Source organism: Devosia soli (assembly GCF_000970455.1).
Lineage (GTDB): Bacteria > Pseudomonadota > Alphaproteobacteria > Rhizobiales > Devosiaceae > Devosia > Devosia soli.
Genome location: NZ_LAJG01000021.1, coordinates 173,189 through 188,233 on the forward strand (window position 1 = coordinate 173,189; position 15,045 = coordinate 188,233).

The 15,045-nt window shown below is 60.8% G+C and carries 17 protein-coding genes; 10 read left to right on the forward strand and 7 right to left on the reverse strand.

The window, feature by feature from the left end:
- Positions 1–122: 122 nt before the first annotated feature.
- Positions 123–839, reverse strand: coding sequence for a ribonuclease PH (gene rph / locus VW35_RS09835; protein WP_046142869.1), 717 nt, complete (start codon positions 837–839; stop codon positions 123–125).
- A gap of 139 nt (positions 840–978) precedes the next feature.
- On the opposite strand from rph, the gene hrcA reads away from it, so the two are divergent.
- Positions 979–2,055, forward strand: coding sequence for a heat-inducible transcriptional repressor HrcA (gene hrcA, locus VW35_RS09840; RefSeq protein ID WP_244465871.1), 1,077 nt, complete (start codon positions 979–981; stop codon positions 2,053–2,055).
- A 148-nt stretch (positions 2,056–2,203) separates the two neighbouring features.
- Entirely contained in the window at positions 2,204–2,791 is a 588-nt protein-coding gene (gene grpE, locus VW35_RS09845; protein WP_046143051.1) for a nucleotide exchange factor GrpE, read from the forward strand.
- Between the two features lie 148 nt (positions 2,792–2,939).
- Here grpE and pncA read toward each other — a convergent pair whose 3' ends face one another.
- Together pncA and VW35_RS09855 are read right to left on the reverse strand one after the other, a co-directional pair.
- Positions 2,940–3,575 (reverse strand): bifunctional nicotinamidase/pyrazinamidase, encoded by a 636-nt coding sequence (gene pncA, locus VW35_RS09850; RefSeq protein ID WP_046142871.1) that lies wholly within the window; start codon positions 3,573–3,575, stop codon positions 2,940–2,942.
- Entirely contained in the window at positions 3,572–5,335 is a 1,764-nt protein-coding gene (locus tag VW35_RS09855) for an aminodeoxychorismate synthase component I (RefSeq protein ID WP_046142872.1), read from the reverse strand. The genes pncA and VW35_RS09855 overlap by 4 nt, the downstream gene beginning before the upstream one ends.
- 147 nt (positions 5,336–5,482) lie before the next feature.
- On the opposite strand from VW35_RS09855, the gene VW35_RS09860 reads away from it, so the two are divergent.
- The 4 genes from VW35_RS09860 to dnaJ all read left to right on the forward strand — a co-directional run bounded on the left by VW35_RS09860 (position 5,483) and on the right by dnaJ (position 9,833).
- Positions 5,483–5,812: a hypothetical protein gene (locus VW35_RS09860; RefSeq protein WP_046142873.1), complete on the forward strand. Its 330-nt coding sequence runs from the start codon at positions 5,483–5,485 to the stop codon at positions 5,810–5,812.
- Positions 5,813–6,049: 237 nt separating this feature from the next.
- Positions 6,050–7,954, forward strand: coding sequence for a molecular chaperone DnaK (dnaK, locus tag VW35_RS09865; RefSeq protein WP_046142874.1), 1,905 nt, complete (start codon positions 6,050–6,052; stop codon positions 7,952–7,954).
- 178 nt (positions 7,955–8,132) lie between these two features.
- The gene (locus VW35_RS09870; protein ID WP_046142875.1) at positions 8,133–8,423 is read left to right on the forward strand and encodes a GIY-YIG nuclease family protein; all 291 of its coding nucleotides are present in this window, start codon (positions 8,133–8,135) and stop codon (positions 8,421–8,423) included.
- Between the two features lie 276 nt (positions 8,424–8,699).
- Positions 8,700–9,833, forward strand: coding sequence for a molecular chaperone DnaJ (gene dnaJ, locus VW35_RS09875; protein WP_046142876.1), 1,134 nt, complete (start codon positions 8,700–8,702; stop codon positions 9,831–9,833).
- Here the strand turns inward: dnaJ and VW35_RS09880 are convergent.
- Together VW35_RS09880 and VW35_RS09885 are read right to left on the reverse strand one after the other, a co-directional pair.
- Positions 9,830–10,042 carry a hypothetical protein gene (locus tag VW35_RS09880; protein ID WP_046142877.1) on the reverse strand — a complete coding sequence of 71 codons (213 nt, stop codon included), beginning with the start codon at positions 10,040–10,042 and terminating at the stop codon, positions 9,830–9,832. The two genes, dnaJ and VW35_RS09880, sit on opposite strands and share 4 nt — an antisense overlap.
- A gap of 45 nt (positions 10,043–10,087) precedes the next feature.
- Positions 10,088–10,498 carry a VOC family protein gene (locus VW35_RS09885; RefSeq protein ID WP_046142878.1) on the reverse strand — a complete coding sequence of 137 codons (411 nt, stop codon included), beginning with the start codon at positions 10,496–10,498 and terminating at the stop codon, positions 10,088–10,090.
- 103 nt (positions 10,499–10,601) lie between these two features.
- On the opposite strand from VW35_RS09885, the gene VW35_RS09890 reads away from it, so the two are divergent.
- Positions 10,602–11,144 (forward strand): NADPH-dependent FMN reductase, encoded by a 543-nt coding sequence (locus VW35_RS09890; RefSeq protein WP_046143052.1) that lies wholly within the window; start codon positions 10,602–10,604, stop codon positions 11,142–11,144.
- Positions 11,141–11,746: a histidine phosphatase family protein gene (locus VW35_RS09895; protein WP_046142879.1), complete on the forward strand. Its 606-nt coding sequence runs from the start codon at positions 11,141–11,143 to the stop codon at positions 11,744–11,746. Before VW35_RS09890 ends, VW35_RS09895 begins: the two co-directional genes overlap by 4 nt.
- Here VW35_RS09895 and VW35_RS09900 read toward each other — a convergent pair.
- On the reverse strand, positions 11,743–12,168 hold the full coding sequence (locus tag VW35_RS09900) for a MarR family winged helix-turn-helix transcriptional regulator (protein WP_052951633.1): 426 nt from the start codon (positions 12,166–12,168) through the stop codon (positions 11,743–11,745). The genes VW35_RS09895 and VW35_RS09900 overlap by 4 nt on opposite strands.
- A gap of 154 nt (positions 12,169–12,322) precedes the next feature.
- Between VW35_RS09900 and pyrF the strand changes: the two genes are divergently transcribed.
- Positions 12,323–13,024 carry an orotidine-5'-phosphate decarboxylase gene (gene pyrF / locus VW35_RS09905; protein WP_046142880.1) on the forward strand — a complete coding sequence of 234 codons (702 nt, stop codon included), beginning with the start codon at positions 12,323–12,325 and terminating at the stop codon, positions 13,022–13,024.
- Positions 13,021–13,791 carry a TIM barrel protein gene (locus VW35_RS09910; RefSeq protein ID WP_046142881.1) on the forward strand — a complete coding sequence of 257 codons (771 nt, stop codon included), beginning with the start codon at positions 13,021–13,023 and terminating at the stop codon, positions 13,789–13,791. Before pyrF ends, VW35_RS09910 begins: the two co-directional genes overlap by 4 nt.
- 210 nt (positions 13,792–14,001) lie before the next feature.
- Here the strand turns inward: VW35_RS09910 and VW35_RS09915 are convergent, their stop codons facing one another.
- Positions 14,002–15,006 carry an adenosine kinase gene (locus VW35_RS09915; protein ID WP_046142882.1) on the reverse strand — a complete coding sequence of 335 codons (1,005 nt, stop codon included), beginning with the start codon at positions 15,004–15,006 and terminating at the stop codon, positions 14,002–14,004.
- Positions 15,007–15,045: the final 39 nt, after the last annotated feature.

Genomic DNA, 15,045 nt, shown 5'->3' on the forward strand with positions numbered 1-15,045 from the left:
TCCTGAAGGTCGACCTCTGCCCCTTGGCGCCAGCTGCCGCTGCGTCCCTTGCCCGCCACCAGCTTCGCCGTCTTGGGAAAGATTGGCGGGGAGGGATTTTGCTTTCTTGAGGAACGAAAAAATCATGCGGAAAGCGCAGCCTTCTGCAATTCGGTCAATTCGGAAATGCCCTTTCCGGCGAGGGTCATGAGGGCGTCGAGTTCGGCGCGATCGAAGGGGGCGCCTTCGGCGGTGCCTTGAATCTCGACGAATTTTCCCGCCCCGGTCATGACGAAATTGGCATCGGTCTCGGCTTCCACGTCCTCGAGATAATCGAGATCGAGCACCGGGCTTCCGCGATAGATGCCGCAGGAAATGGCAGCGACGGAATCTTTGAGCACCGGCCCCTTGGTCAGCTTGCGTTCTTCGAGCCAGCGAATCGCATCGGATAGCGCAACATAAGCGCCGGTGATCGAGGCGGTGCGGGTGCCGCCATCGGCTTCGAGCACGTCGCAGTCAAGCGTGATCTGGGATTCGCCGAGGGCGGTCAAATCGACGACGGCGCGGAGCGAGCGGCCGATGAGGCGCTGAATCTCTTGCGTCCGACCAGACTGCTTGCCGGCGGTGGCTTCGCGGCGGGTGCGCGTCCCAGTGGCGCGGGGCAGCATGCCATATTCGGCGGTGACCCAACCCTGGCCCTTGCCGCGCAACCAGCCAGGCAGGCTCGTTTCGACCGAAGCGGTGCAGAGAACGCGCGTATTACCGAAAGAGACGAGGCAGGAGCCTTCGGCCTTGAGGGAGACATTGCGCTCGATGGTGACAGCCCGCATCTGATCGGGGGCGCGTCCGGATGGCCGCATGGATAGGCAACTCTTTTGCTGTTTACCGCCTCTTAACCTTCCTCGCCCCGCTGAACAAGCGCCGGACGCTTGGCGGTTGGCTCCTATGCGCTTAAATGGAGGGGCAAGGTTAAAGCCGACGATTTCATTCAAAAAAGCCATGGTCTATTCGCAGGACGAATTTCTCAGCGTGCTCAACGCCAGAAGCCAGGAGATTTTTCGGCGGCTGGTAGAGCGTTATCTCGATACCGGGTTGCCCGTGGGCTCCCGCGATTTGTCGCGCTTGTTGCAGACCGAGCTGTCACCGGCTTCGGTGCGCAACGTAATGGCCGATCTTGAGGATCTGGGCTTGATCGCGGCCCCGCATACCTCGGCCGGCCGCGCGCCGACCCAGCAGGGGCTGCGCTTTTTCGTCGATGCCATGCTCGAAGTTGGCGCTGTCAACGAAAGCGAGCGGCGCAGCATCGCCCAGCATATGGAAGGCCATGCCGGGCGGCGGCAGGTCGATGATATGCTGACCGAAGCCAGTTCGCTGCTGTCCGGATTGAGCCAGGGTGCCGGCCTCGTGATCGCCACCAAGGCCGACATGGTCCTTCGCCATGTGGAATTTGTGCGGCTCGACAATTCCCGCGCCATGGCGATTCTCGTGGGTGACGATGGACAGGTGGAAAACCGCATCCTTGAGCTGCCGCCGGGATTTACGGCCGCGGCGCTGCAGCAGGCGAGCAATTATTTAGCAAACTATGTTGTGGGGCGGACGCTGTCGGAAGCGCGCAAGGCGCTCGATGCGCGGCGGATAGAGCAGCGGGCCGAGCTCGACGAATTGACGCAAAAGCTCGTCGACGAGGGCATTGCGACGCTGGTGCAGGATAGCCCCGCGTCGGCGCCGCGGGTGATCGTGCGCGGACGCGCGAACCTGATCAATGACGCCATGGCGAGCGACGATCTCGAGCGCATGCGACAATTGTTCGATACGCTTGAAAGCCAGGATGGTCTTTTGGAACTGTTGAGCGATGCGGAAAAGGCTCAGGGGGTTCGTATTTTCATCGGCTCGGAGAATAAGCTCTTTTCGCTTTCGGGATCATCGGTGATTCTCTCGCCCTATAAGGACGCCAACGATAAGGTGGTGGGCGTTCTAGGGGTGATCGGGCCAACGCGGCTCAACTATGCGCGGATCGTGCCGGTGGTCGATTATACGGCCAATGTTTTGACGCGGATGATGGCCAAGCCGCGCTGACGCGCTTCGATGCGGTGTTGGCGCTTTCGAAACGGAAAAACGCCGGACACTTTTCCTGAAAGCGCTCGGGACCGTGAGCTATTGAAAAAGCTGCCGCATTGGCCGATATGCGGGGCAACAAATTCCAACAGAGGTCAACCCAGATATGATGAGCGACGAGAACGCCGCCCAGGGCGAAACGCCGGAGACCGAGAACCCGGAAACCGCACAGCCGGAGGTCGATCCCGTCGAAGCCCTGCGTGTTGAAAATGCCGAACTGCGCGACCGCGTGCTGCGCACGGCTGCGGAAATGGAAAACCTCAGGAAGCGCACCGAGCGCGACGTCGCCGATACCCGATCCTATGCGATCGCCGGCTTTGCCCGTGACATGCTGAGCGCGACCGATGCGTTGAGCCGGGCGCTGCTGGTCATTCCGCAGGAGACCCGCGAGACGGCGGAAGGCACGCTCAAGAGCCTGATCGAAGGGCTGGAGCTGGCCGAGCGTGAAATGCAGCGGCTGCTCGGCAAGCATGGCGTCAAGCCGATCGAGGCGGCCGGCCAGAAATTCGATCCAAACAAGCATCAGGCCATGTTCGAAGTGCCGAACCCGAATGTGCCCGAAGGCACTGTCGTACAGGTGGTTCAGGAAGGCTTTGCCATCGGCGAGCGCATCCTGCGGCCAGCCATGGTGGGTGTCGCCAAGGGCGGCGGAGCCACTGGTGCGGCAGCGCCGGAAGGCGTCGACAAGAACGTCTGATTTTTGGGTTTCAGGTTTTGGGGCTCGGTGGCGACACCGGGCCCTTTTTGTTTTTGGAGCATAGAGCTGCCCGCCATTCGAGCGCAGCTCTCCTGGCCTAGTGCGCTAGAATCGCTCCACCGGAGCGATTTTGCCCGAGGGCCGCGCCCTAGCCCAAAATCTCGCGGCTCATGACGCGCTGGACGCCAGCATCTTCCATATCAACCCAGGCCTTTTCCAGCGATCCATTCGAATCGATTGCGCGGGTAGCATCCTCGACCACCGTCACATCGAACCCGCCGGCCGCGCCGTCGAGCGCGGTCCAGGCGACGCAGAAGTCAGTCGCCAGACCGACGACGAAGAGGCGGCCGACGTCGCGTTCATTGAGATAGCCGGCAAGACCGGTCAGCGTTTGCCGGTCAGCTTCCTGGAAACCGGAATAGGAATCAATGGCGCGATTGTAGCCCTTGCGGATGATGAGTTGCGCATGGGGGAGATCGAGGTCGCTTGAAAGTTCGGCGCCATGAGTGGCCCAGACGCAGTGGTCGGGCCAGAGGACCTGGGTACCATAGTCGAGTTCGACGGTTTCGAAGGGGGTCTTGCCGGGATGTTGGCTCGCAAACGAGATGTGGTCGGCGGGGTGCCAATCCTGGGTCATGACGACATTCTTGAACTTTTTTGCCAGCGCATTGATCAGCGGCACGATTTCATCGCCGCCAGCAACCGCCAGATTTCCGCCGGGCAAAAAGTCATATTGCACGTCGACGACGACGAGGACGTCTTCGGGGCTGATGGTGATCGTCATGGGCGCGCTCCGGGTTGAAGAAGTTCGGCACGGATGAGGCCGCGCACGGAATTGCCGAGAAAGATTGCATCGGCTTCACTCAGATCGGCAAGGGTGAGAATGGTCTCTTGGGCTTTTCCGGTCTCGATCAGTTCGGCGCGGAGGGTGCCGGGGAGGAGACCGGAGGATAGGGCGGGCGTGAGGAGCGTTTCGCCACGCTCGATGAAAAGATTGGTGATGGAGCCTTCGGTCAGTTCGCCACGCTCGTTCAAAAAGACGACTTCATCAACGCCAAATTCGTCATGCGCCTTGATGCGCGGCTGGTCATAAAATGTACGGTTGGTGGTCTTGTGGGCGAGCCAGACCGACGTTGATTGCAGCACTTCACTGGCAATGAGAAAGCTGAATTTGTCGGGGTTTGGCGGCAGCGGGACGGCGGTAATGTCGATGCCGGCTTCTGAAAGCGTTAGGCGGACGCGCATGGGGGCGGTCCAGGCTTGGCTTGCTGCCAGAAGCCGGATTGTGGCTTCGGCGCCGTCGGCGGGAAGACCGAAATAGGCGGCCGAAGAGAGGAGCCGGGCGATGTGGCGGCCGAGGAGGACAAAACCGTCTACCGGCGACCATTTGATTGTTTCGATGAGGGTGACCGGCGGGGCGGGATCGCTGAGGAAGCGCAATTTTAAAAGAGCCTCGTTGTATTCCGATTGCGCCTCGCTATCGGCGACGATGCCGCCGCCGATGCCGATCGTGCCATTGCCCGCCGCATCGATGATGGCAGTGCGGATGGCGACATTAAAGGCGAAGTCCCCGTTTGGGGCGATATAGCCGATGGAGCCGGTGTAGAGACCGCGCGGACCGCTTTCGACTTCGTGGATGATTTCCATGGCGCGCAATTTTGGAGCGCCAGTGATCGAGCCGCAGGGGAAGAGGTCTTTTACTACACCCAACATGCCTACGTCCGGGCGACGTTTTGCCGTGATGCCTGAGGTCATGGTGTGGAGGGTCGAATAGGTTTCGACGGTGAAAAGGTCCGTCACCTTCACCGAGCCGACTTCAGAAATGCGGGAGAGATCGTTGCGCAGGAGATCGACGATCATCAGGTTTTCTGCGCGGTTCTTTTCATCGGCGGCGAGAGCTGCCCGGTCGGCGGCGTCCTGACTTGCCAGTGGCGCGCGGGGCATCGTGCCCTTCATTGGCCGGGCGGAAAGCGTGTCGCCCGTGCCCGAGACAAAAAGCTCGGGCGAGCGCGACAAGACAAAATGATCGCCGGCATTGATATAGGCCCCATAGGCGGTCTTTTGTGATCGGGCGAGGCGCCGGTAAAGTCCGAGGGGCGAACCGCTGAGGGTAAAACCGGCCTTGAAGGTGAGGTTGACCTGATAGGCATCGCCGGCCGCGATATAGCTTTTCACCCGCTCGAAGGCCGACGCGTAGCCGGCGAAGGATGTTTGGGGCGCAAGGTTTTCCGCGAACCCGTCCTCGGCATCCGGCAGGCCAGCAAAATCCTTCGGACCATCATAAAGGCCGAACCAGAGGAGCGGCGTTTCGCTCCGTTCCGGCAGATGCTTTTGCAGGCGCTCCTCGAACAGGAACCCGAGTTCATAGGCAAGGTAACCAGCGGCCCAAAGACCTTCGCTGCGCGCCGTTTCAAGACGCTCAAGACCGACCCGGGCGGTCGCCACGTCATAGGCGACGAGCACCTCCTTAGGATCGGAAAAGAGGCGGGTCTGGCCTTGGGGGTCGAGGTTGTCGTGCAACAGCACGGTGCCGGGCGTGAACATGGCGGCGTTTTATAGAGCGACGGGCTTTTGCGAAAGACGATTTACCTTATCAGCAGTGCCGCATCGATCCCTCTTGGCGATTAAATTCGAAAATGGCAGAAAAGCAGCGTCCAGGCGCGACGTGCGCCGGATCTGAGGGCTTTTTCCATGAAAACCGCAATCCTGGGCGCTGTTGCCGCCCTGACGCTGGCTGGCGCCTTGCCAGCTGCAGCGCAGAATGTCGAATTCACGCTGATCAACAATTCGTCGCAAGCACTGCACTACTTCTACGCCGCACCGAGCAATACCGAGGATTGGGGCGACGATCTGCTCGGCGATACTGGCACGCTGGAATCGGGAATGCAGGCGACCACCTATATCTATGATGGCTCGGACCAGTGTCTTTATGATTTCCGCTTCGAAACGGCCGAAGGCGGCGAACTCGAAGCCTATGAAGTCGATATCTGCACGCTCAACAGCTATACGCTGACCGATTGATTTGACCGGTCTGATCCTGGCGCCGCCTCATCGAATCGGGGGCGGCGCCTTTTATGCCCGGCAAGCCCATTTCTGCGCCTTGGCCTGCTTGAAGCCCCAAGCTCACCCCCCTATATACGCCCCGAGGCCACGGAAACGGGCCAAATCAACCTACGAGGGACCCGCCCCGTTGGGGCACGAAGCTGCTTTGCGAGAAGGGCTTCACACAAGGGTTCGCTGTAAAGAGAGGCTAGAGTAATGGCAAAAGTCATCGGTATCGACCTCGGTACAACCAATAGCTGCGTCGCCGTTATGGACGGCAGCAATCCCAAAGTGATCGAAAATGCCGAAGGCGCCCGGACCACCCCGTCCATGGTCGCTTTCTCCAAGGATGGCGAGCGCCTGATCGGCCAGCCGGCCAAGCGCCAGGCCGTCACCAATCCCGAAAATACCCTGTTTGCCGTCAAGCGCCTGATCGGCCGCCGTTACGACGATAAGGTCGTGGCCAAGGACAAGGGTCTCGTGCCCTTCAAGATCGTGGCCGCCGACAATGGCGACGCATGGGTTGAAGCTTCCGGCGACAAGTACTCGCCGTCGCAGGTTTCGGCCATGGTGCTGCAGAAGATGAAGGAAACCGCCGAAGCCTATCTCGGCGAGACCGTCACCCAGGCCGTCATCACTGTTCCGGCCTATTTTAACGATTCGCAGCGCCAGGCAACCAAGGACGCAGGCAAGATCGCCGGCCTTGATGTCCTCCGCATCATCAACGAGCCGACCGCTGCTGCGCTCGCCTATGGCCTCGACAAGAAGAATTCCGGCACCATCGCGGTCTATGACCTTGGCGGCGGTACCTTCGACGTGTCGATCCTCGAAATCGGCGATGGCGTCTTCGAAGTGAAGTCGACCAATGGCGACACCTTCCTTGGTGGCGAAGATTTCGACATGCGTCTCGTCGATTACCTCGCCGACGAATTCAAGAAAGAGCAGGGCATCGACCTGCGCAATGACAAGCTCGCTCTGCAGCGCCTCAAGGAAGCTGCCGAAAAGGCCAAGATCGAACTGTCCTCGTCGACCCAGACCGAAATCAACCTTCCCTTCATCACGGCAGACGCTTCGGGCCCGAAGCACCTGACCTTGAAGCTGTCGCGCTCCAAGCTCGAATCGCTGGTCGACGATCTGATCCAGCGCACTATTGAGCCGTGCAAGCAGGCGATGAAGGATGCCGGCGTTTCGGCTTCCCAGATCGACGAAGTGGTGCTGGTCGGCGGCATGAGCCGCATGCCCAAGGTGCAGGAAGCGGTCAAGCAGCTCTTCGGCAAGGAACCCCACAAGGGCGTCAACCCGGACGAAGTCGTGGCGCTTGGCGCTGCCATCCAGGGCGGCGTGCTGCAGGGCGACGTCAAGGACGTGCTGCTGCTCGACGTGACCCCGCTCTCGCTCGGCATCGAAACGCTGGGTGGTGTCTTCACGCGCCTCATCGATCGTAACACCACGATCCCGACCAAGAAGAGCCAGACCTTCTCGACCGCCGAAGACAACCAGTCGGCCGTGACCATCCGCGTGTTCCAGGGTGAACGCGAAATGGCCGCGGACAACAAGCTGCTCGGCAATTTCGACCTCGCCGGCATTCCGCCCGCACCGCGCGGCGTGCCGCAGATCGAAGTGACCTTCGACATCGACGCGAACGGCATCGTCAACGTTTCGGCCAAGGACAAGGGTACCGGCAAGGAACAGCAGATCCGCATCCAGGCTTCGGGTGGTCTTTCGGACGCCGACATCGAAAAGATGGTCAAGGACGCCGAAGCCAATGCTGAAGCCGACAAGCGCAAGCGCGAAGCGGTGGAAGCCAAGAACCAGGCCGAATCGCTCGTCCACTCGACCGAAAAGTCGCTCAAGGATTATGGCGATAAGGTTTCGGCCGAGGACAAGACCGCCATCGAGACCGCGATCAGCGACCTCAAGGGCGTCATCGACGGGGACAATGCCGACCTGATCAAGGAAAAGACCTCGGCCCTCGCCGAAGCCTCGATGAAGCTCGGTGAAGCCATGTACAAGGCTTCGCAGGCTGAAGCCGAAGCCAAGGCGAATGGCACCCGGGACGAAGAAGACGACGACGTCGTCGACGCGGACTTCGAAGAGGTCAAGGACGACGACAAGAAGTAATTTTTTGTCGGTTTTGGAATTTGGGGCCCGGTGGTGACACCGGGCCCTTTTTGTATTTGGTGCGGAAAGATGGATTGCCCGGACAAGCCGGCAATGACGGTGGTGAGGCTATCCAGCTCATTCCCCACCGTCACTACCCGGCTTGTCCGGGTGGTCCATTTCACGGCATGTTCTGACTATGAAGGGCTATGTCTACATTCTGGCATCAAAGAAAAACGGCACGCTTTACACCGGCGTGACATCAAACCCTTCGCGCCGCCTTTTCGAACACCAGCATGCACTGACGCCTGGCTTCACCTCTCGCTATGGCGTCAAGACTCTGGTCTGGCTTGAAGAGCATGATCTAGTTGTCGATGCCATCCGGCGGGAGAAGGCGATCAAAAAATATCCGCGGCAGTGGAAGATCAATCTGATCGAGGCGGTCAATCCGGACTGGGCCGACATTTCGAGTTGGCTTTTTGACACTTGAGTAGATGGATTGCCCGGACAAGCCGGGCAATGACGGTGGTGGGGGCGTCACTACCCAGCGTGTCGGGGTGTTCCATCTTTTTGCTGCGGCTGTTCCACGTGAATCACTCGCATTGCCCCATCCCCCCACTCTTGCTAAAGCACCTCCCGACGCGGCCCTGCGACTTGCCGACCCCAGACCCCTTGCGGGTAGTGGGGTCGATTGCCATCTAGGGACCAACAGAAGAATTTAAGCGGGGCGCAGCGAAAGCGCGACCGGCTGTTTCGGAGAAGATTTTTGGCAAAACGCGATTTTTACGATGTGCTCGGCTGTCAGAAGGGCGCCGACGAAGCGACGCTGAAAAGTGCCTATCGCAAACTCGCCATGCAGTTTCACCCGGATCGCAATCCGGGCAATTCGGAAGCTGAATCCAAATTCAAGGAAATCAACGAGGCTTATGACACGCTCAAGGACGCGCAAAAGCGCGCGGCCTATGACCGGTTCGGCCACGCGGCCTTCGAAAATGGCGGCGGACGCGGCGGCCACGGCTTCGGGCCCGAATTCTCCTCGTCCATGTCCGATATCTTCGAAGACATTTTTGGAGACTTTATGGGCGGCGGCGGCCGTCGGGGTGGCGGCGGCGCGTCAAAGCTGCGCGGCTCGGACCTACGCTACAATCTCGAGATCGCGCTCGAGGAAAGTTTTGAGGGCCGGACGGTCGAAATCGACGTGCCGACGCTGGTCGGCTGCGATACCTGCGACGGCACTGGGGCCAAGCCCGGCACGGGCACCCACACCTGCCGGCAGTGTAATGGCCACGGCAAGGTGCGCGCCGCACAGGGGTTCTTTACCATCGAACGCACCTGCCCTGTCTGCCAGGGCCGCGGCCAGATGATGGACCAGCCTTGCACCGATTGCGGTGGCCAGGGCCGGCGCCAGCAGAACCGCAAACTCTCGGTCGATATTCCAAAGGGCATCGAGGACGGCACGCGCATTCGCCTTGCCAATGAAGGCGAGGCCGGGGTGCGGGGCGGACCGCCGGGCGATCTTTATATTTTCATCTCGATCAAGCCGCATGACCTGTTCCAGCGCGATGGCGCGGACCTTTATGCACGCGTGCCGATTTCGATGACGACGGCCGCCCTGGGCGGCGAATTCGAAGTGCCAACGCTCGACAATGCCCGCGCCAAGGTGAAGGTGCCGACCGGCACGCAGCCGGGCCAGCGCGTACGCCTCAAGGGCAAGGGCATGCCGGTGCTACGATCGAAGGACGTTGGTGATCTCTACGTGCAGCTCGATATCGAGACGCCGCAGAATCTGAGCAAGCGGCAGCGCGAACTGCTCGAAGAATTTGCCTCGCTCGAGACGGGTGAGACGAGCCCGGAATCGGGTGGGTTCTTCGATAAGCTCAAGAAGATGTTTGAGGCCTAGGCGAGCGGAAGAAGCTCGCTGGCATTCAACTCATCGGTAAAGACAGCGATGGCCCTGCGCGCTTCAGCTTCTATATCTTCAATCGATGTGCCATAGGGCACTTCCAGCCCAAGACGCTTCGTCATGTCGTCGGACCATAGGAATGTGACGAAGCTCTTCTTCTGTTGCAGATCGTGGCTTAGGTGGGCGATGATCAACTTCGACGTCATGGCGGCCTCCTCTTTTAGAGAGAATGGCCGCCATTTTGTTATTTGTCACGCTGACGGCGGTTCGCCGCTCATGTCCATCCAGACATATTCCCAGACGTGGCCATCCAGATCGGCGATGGCGCGGGAATACATGAAGCCCATGTCCTGGGCGGGACGGAATTCGCTGCCGCCGGCCTTGAGCCCGGCTTCGGCGATGGCGTCCACCGCCTCGCGGCTGTCGCGTGAGAGGGCATAGAGCGCGCCGGTCTCAATCTTGGCATCGGGGATGGGATTGGACGAGAATTCCTTGAATTTTTGGTGCGTGAGAACCATCACGTAGATCGCGTCCGAGATGACGATGCAGGCGGCTGTGTTGTCGGTGAACTGCGGATTGTGATCAAAACCCAGCGCCTTGTAGTAGGCCATCGAGGCCTTGAGATCGGCGACGGGGACGTTGACGAAGATCATGCTTGGCATGCGGGGTCTCCTCTTGACGTATGTTAATGGGACAGGAATTCTGCCCTTGCTTTTATGACGCTTGAAGCCGTCCGGCTTCGACACGATTCCCGAAGGAAATTTCATGAAGACCGCGCTGACCCTTTCCGGTTCGATCCGCCAGGGTTCCTATAATCGCGTCTTGCAGCAGCATATGGGCCGCGCACTGACCCAAGCCGGGGTTGCGGTGACCGAGATCGATCTTGGGGATTTTCCCATGCCGATCTTCAACGAGGATCTCGAAGCGGAAAATGTGCCGGAGGCGGCGGTGCGGCTCGCCGAGATGTGGCGCAGCCATGACATCGTCTTCATCGCAAGCCCGGAATATAATGGCGGCGCGTCGCCGCTGATCATCAACACGATCACCTGGCTCAGCCGGCAAAAGCCGAGCCCTTTTCGCCATGCCGTGTTCGGCATCGGTGGGGTGAGCTCGGGCAAATATGGGACGATCTGGGGTCTCAGCCATCTGCGCGAATCGCTGACCAAGGTCGGGACGTTAGTCGTGCCGACGCTGCTGGGGATCGGGCCGGCCGAAGGGGCGTTTGACGCCAATGGCGATCCGACCGAGCCCGCGATCATCCGCAAGGTCGAGCAGATGGTAACCGAGCTCACGAGCTTTTCGCGATGAACGCGCTCTATATCACCCATCCGCAGGTCAAACTCGACGCCGCCGTACCGGTGCCCCTTTGGGGGCTTTCGGCCGAGGGCCGGGAAAGAGCCGAAGCCTTTGCTGCCCGCCGGATCGTCCCGGCGGGCACATTTGTTTTTTCCAGCCGGGAAACTAAAGCGCTGGAGCTCGCGGAACTTCTCGCCGCGCAGGCGGGCACGCCGGTTTTGGCCGATCATCTGATGGGCGAAAACGACAGGAGCTCGACGGGCTTTCTGCCGCCGGCTCTGTTCGAGGAGATGGCTGATCGCTTCTTTGCCGAGCCGGAAGCAAGCGCCGATGGCTGGGAGCGGGCCGTCGATGCACAAAAGCGGATCGTCGGAACCGTGCTGACGGCGCTCAAAAGCGTCCCGCCCGAGACGCCGGTGATCTTTTGCGGGCATGGCGCCGTGGGGACGCTGCTCAAATGCCATTTCGGCAAGCGGGCGATCGCGCGGAGCGAGGACCAGAGTCGGCACGCCCATCCCGGCGGCGGCAATGCTTTTTTGTTCGACCCCGAGCGTCAGGAGCTACTCAGCGAATGGATGGAAATGGAAGCGCTGCCCGACGCCTGGTGGCGCTAGGCCTTTAGGGCAAAAAGATCGAGGGCGTCGTTGAGCGCCTCGGTGAGACGATCGAGACGCGCGGGATCGGTTTCGAGCTGGCGGAGGCGATTGGGGCCGGCCAGCGGAACGGCACCGACGAGATCGAGCCCCTTCTGCGTGATGGCGACGAGACGCGCGCGGCGATCACGCGGGTCGGTCCGGACGATGCAGAGATCGAGGCGACGCAGTTCATCGATCGATTGACCAAGGGTCGCTGCATGCATGTCGAGCCCCTTGCGGAGGGCAGCAAGGGCCATGTGGGGGCGCTCCGCGAGCGTGTGAAGCACGGCCAGCTGCAGGCCGGTGATGCCATGGCGCTGCTTGAGTTGAAGATGAAAGGCGGCGATGGCGGAATCGAGCCGCATCCAGGCGACGAGGGTTGAGAGGGCCTGTTGCTGCATGCTTTTGTAACCGAAGAGAGGAATTGCGGCTCTTATGATGCCATAGGACTCTCGCCACAAGCTCTTATGATGGCATAGGATCGGCAATTGAGCCTTGCGGGAGGCGGCTCGATATGCGACCCCAACCCAAATCAGCGACAGGAGGGATTTTGCCATGGCCGGCCATTTGATCGTGGGGCTCGACGTTTCGTCTCGCGCCCGCGCCGAGGACATCATCACCGCGCTGGGCGATACGGTCGAGTATTTCAAGATCGGCTACCAGTGCTTTTACGGGGCCGATGGGTTTGCGCTGGGCAAGGACCTGATTGCTGCGGGCAAGAAGGTGTTCTTCGACCTCAAGCTGCTCGACATCGACAACACGATCGAAAAGGGCGTCGGCGCGATCGCGGCAACCGGCGCGGCGATGCTGACCGTTCATGCCTATCCCAAGACGATGCGTGCGGCGCAGAAGGCGGCTGCGGGCTCGGGGCTCTGCGTCCTTGGCGTAACGGTGCTCACCTCGATGGATGATGCCGACGTCAAGGAGGCCGGCTACGAGCGCGACGCGGCCGGGCTTGTGGCGCTGCGGGCGCAGCAGGCAAAGGAAGCCGGCATCGGTGGCATTGTCGCCTCGCCGCATGAGGCGGAAATGGTGCGCACGATCGTGGGGCCCAAAATGGCCATCGTGACGCCAGGCATCCGGCCCGCCGGTGCGGCGCTGGGCGACCAGAAGCGGGTTATGACGCCGGCAGAGGCCCTGGCGGTGGGGGCGACGCATCTCGTCGTGGCGCGGCCAATCGTCGAGGCGCCTGATCCGGCGGCAGCAGCGAAAGCGATCCTGGCCGAGATGGCGGGCGGCGGCACGAGGTTCGCATGACGAAATATTCTGCCTGCATCGAAATGCTGTTCGTGCCGGAATCGCCCGATCCGGTCGAGCGGGTGCGGCTCGCCAAGGCGGCCGGGTTCGAGGCGGTCGAATTCTGGCTGTGGTCCAACAAGGATCTCGACGGGATCGAGCGCGTGCTGGGCGAGACCGGCGTTGCCCTTGCCGGAATCGTCGCCGAACCCTTTGCGGAGCTGACACGGGCAGGGGACCATGACCGGTTTTTGGCGGGGCTCGAAAAGAGCCGCGACGTGGCGATGCGGCTCGGCGCAAAAGTGCTGATCTGCCAGTCGGGGCCACTGCTCGATGGGATCGAGCGCGCGCAGCAGCACGATGATCTGACGCTGGCCATGGCGCGCTCGGCGGATGTGCTCAAGGGGTCGGGCGTGCAGCTGGGCCTCGAGCCGCTCAATGATCGGGTGGATCATCCGAGCTATTATCTGACGAGCACGATCGAGGCGCTCGATATCATGGATGAGGTGGATCGGCCCGAGATCGGGATCACCTATGATCTTTATCATTCCATGGTGATGGGCGAGGTGCCGGAAGCGGTGGTTGGTGATCGGGCCAGGCACATCGTGCATGTGCATGTGGCGGATCATCCAGGGCGCAACCAGCCGGGGAGCGGGGGGCTGGATTTGAAGCGCCCGCTCGGCTGGTTACAGAACCAGGGATATGATGGATTTGTGGGGCTGGAATTCCGGCCGACCGGAACCACCGCCGACGCATTGACGCAGATGCGCGCGAGTTTGGGCACTTAGCCTTCACGGCCACTGCAAGCCCCTTCTCCCCTTGAGGGAAAAGGTGGCGCGAAGGATCACTGAGTTCGCTTTGCGAATTTCGGCTGGGATGAGGGGTCTGCGGGTGCAACAACTCGCTCGTCTGCGGAGGAAAGAATGTCCATCACCCTGGATTTTTTCTCCTTAAGAGGCGACGAGGTCCTGCCCGTGGGGAGAGTTGAGAGTAGCTTCTCAGCCGACGAGACCATGCTGCCGGCTAAGATCCTGCAGGTCGAGCTGCGGCCTGGCGCCAATGTGCGAAATCACTTCCGAGGCAGCGAGGCAGCCCGTCTTCAGCGCCGACTCCAGATTCTGACCGCGCGCCATGGCCAGCAAAAATCCCGAGGCAAAGAGGTCGCCGGCGCCGGTGGCGTCGACCACTTTGTCGACGGCGAAGGCGGGGACCGAGACGACTTCGCCATTGTATACCGCCATAGCACCCTCGGCGCCCATGGTGATGGCGGCCAATTCGGCATCCTGCGCGATGGCGCGGACGGCGGTGCCGAGATCGTCGGTTTCGTAGAGCGACTTTAATTCGTGCACATTGGCGAAAACGTAGTCGATGGTCTTCGAGCGGATCAGATCCAGGAATTCAGCGCGATAGCGATCGACGCAGAATGGATCGGAAAGCGTAAAGGCGGCGGCGCGTTCATGCTTGTGGGCATAGTGCGCGGCAAGGACGAAGGCTTTCTTGGCTTCCACCGGGTCCCATAAAAACCCTTCCATATAGGTGATGGCCGCGCCGCCGATATCGTCTGGGCGGATATCGGTTTCGGTCAGCTGATGGCAGGCGCCAAGATAGGTGTTCATGGTGCGCTCGCCGTCTTCGGAAACGAAGATCATGCAGCGAGCGGTCAGCGCGCCGTTCTTGAGGCGCGAGGTATTGTAGTGAACCCCGATGGCATCGAGATCGGTTTCGAAAACATCGCCCAGCGGATCATCGGCAACCTTGCCGACAAAGGCGGCTCGACCGCCGAGCGAAGCGACACCGGCTGCGGTGTTGGCTGCAGAGCCACCCGAAATCTGCTGCCGGCCAAGCGGCATCTTCGAATAAAGATCCTCGGCCCGATCGGTATCGATAAGATGCATGATCCCCTTGTTCATGCCTTCGCGCTCGATGAAACCGGGCTCGACGGGCGCGATGATGTCGACAATCGCATTGCCGATGGTGAGCACGTCGAAGCGGGTCTGGGTCATTAGGGGTCCGGACACTTTTTTGGAAAAACCGCTCGGGGG

Excerpts from the sequence above, each read along its gene's own strand:
- rph (WP_046142869.1), bottom strand. The coding sequence starts at position 839 with ATGCGGCCATCCGGACGCGCCCCCGATCAGATGCGGGCTGTCACCATC.
- hrcA (WP_244465871.1), top strand. The coding sequence starts at position 979 with ATGGTCTATTCGCAGGACGAATTTCTCAGCGTGCTCAACGCCAGAAGC.
- grpE (WP_046143051.1), top strand. The coding sequence starts at position 2,204 with ATGAGCGACGAGAACGCCGCCCAGGGCGAAACGCCGGAGACCGAGAAC.
- pncA (WP_046142871.1), bottom strand. The coding sequence starts at position 3,575 with ATGACGATCACCATCAGCCCCGAAGACGTCCTCGTCGTCGTCGACGTG.
- VW35_RS09855 (WP_046142872.1), bottom strand. The coding sequence starts at position 5,335 with ATGTTCACGCCCGGCACCGTGCTGTTGCACGACAACCTCGACCCCCAA.
- VW35_RS09860 (WP_046142873.1), top strand. The coding sequence starts at position 5,483 with ATGAAAACCGCAATCCTGGGCGCTGTTGCCGCCCTGACGCTGGCTGGC.
- dnaK (WP_046142874.1), top strand. The coding sequence starts at position 6,050 with ATGGCAAAAGTCATCGGTATCGACCTCGGTACAACCAATAGCTGCGTC.
- VW35_RS09870 (WP_046142875.1), top strand. The coding sequence starts at position 8,133 with ATGAAGGGCTATGTCTACATTCTGGCATCAAAGAAAAACGGCACGCTT.
- VW35_RS09880 (WP_046142877.1), bottom strand. The coding sequence starts at position 10,042 with ATGACGTCGAAGTTGATCATCGCCCACCTAAGCCACGATCTGCAACAG.
- VW35_RS09885 (WP_046142878.1), bottom strand. The coding sequence starts at position 10,498 with ATGCCAAGCATGATCTTCGTCAACGTCCCCGTCGCCGATCTCAAGGCC.
- VW35_RS09890 (WP_046143052.1), top strand. The coding sequence starts at position 10,602 with ATGAAGACCGCGCTGACCCTTTCCGGTTCGATCCGCCAGGGTTCCTAT.
- VW35_RS09895 (WP_046142879.1), top strand. The coding sequence starts at position 11,141 with ATGAACGCGCTCTATATCACCCATCCGCAGGTCAAACTCGACGCCGCC.
- VW35_RS09900 (WP_052951633.1), bottom strand. The coding sequence starts at position 12,168 with ATGCAGCAACAGGCCCTCTCAACCCTCGTCGCCTGGATGCGGCTCGAT.
- pyrF (WP_046142880.1), top strand. The coding sequence starts at position 12,323 with ATGGCCGGCCATTTGATCGTGGGGCTCGACGTTTCGTCTCGCGCCCGC.
- VW35_RS09910 (WP_046142881.1), top strand. The coding sequence starts at position 13,021 with ATGACGAAATATTCTGCCTGCATCGAAATGCTGTTCGTGCCGGAATCG.
- VW35_RS09915 (WP_046142882.1), bottom strand. The coding sequence starts at position 15,006 with ATGACCCAGACCCGCTTCGACGTGCTCACCATCGGCAATGCGATTGTC.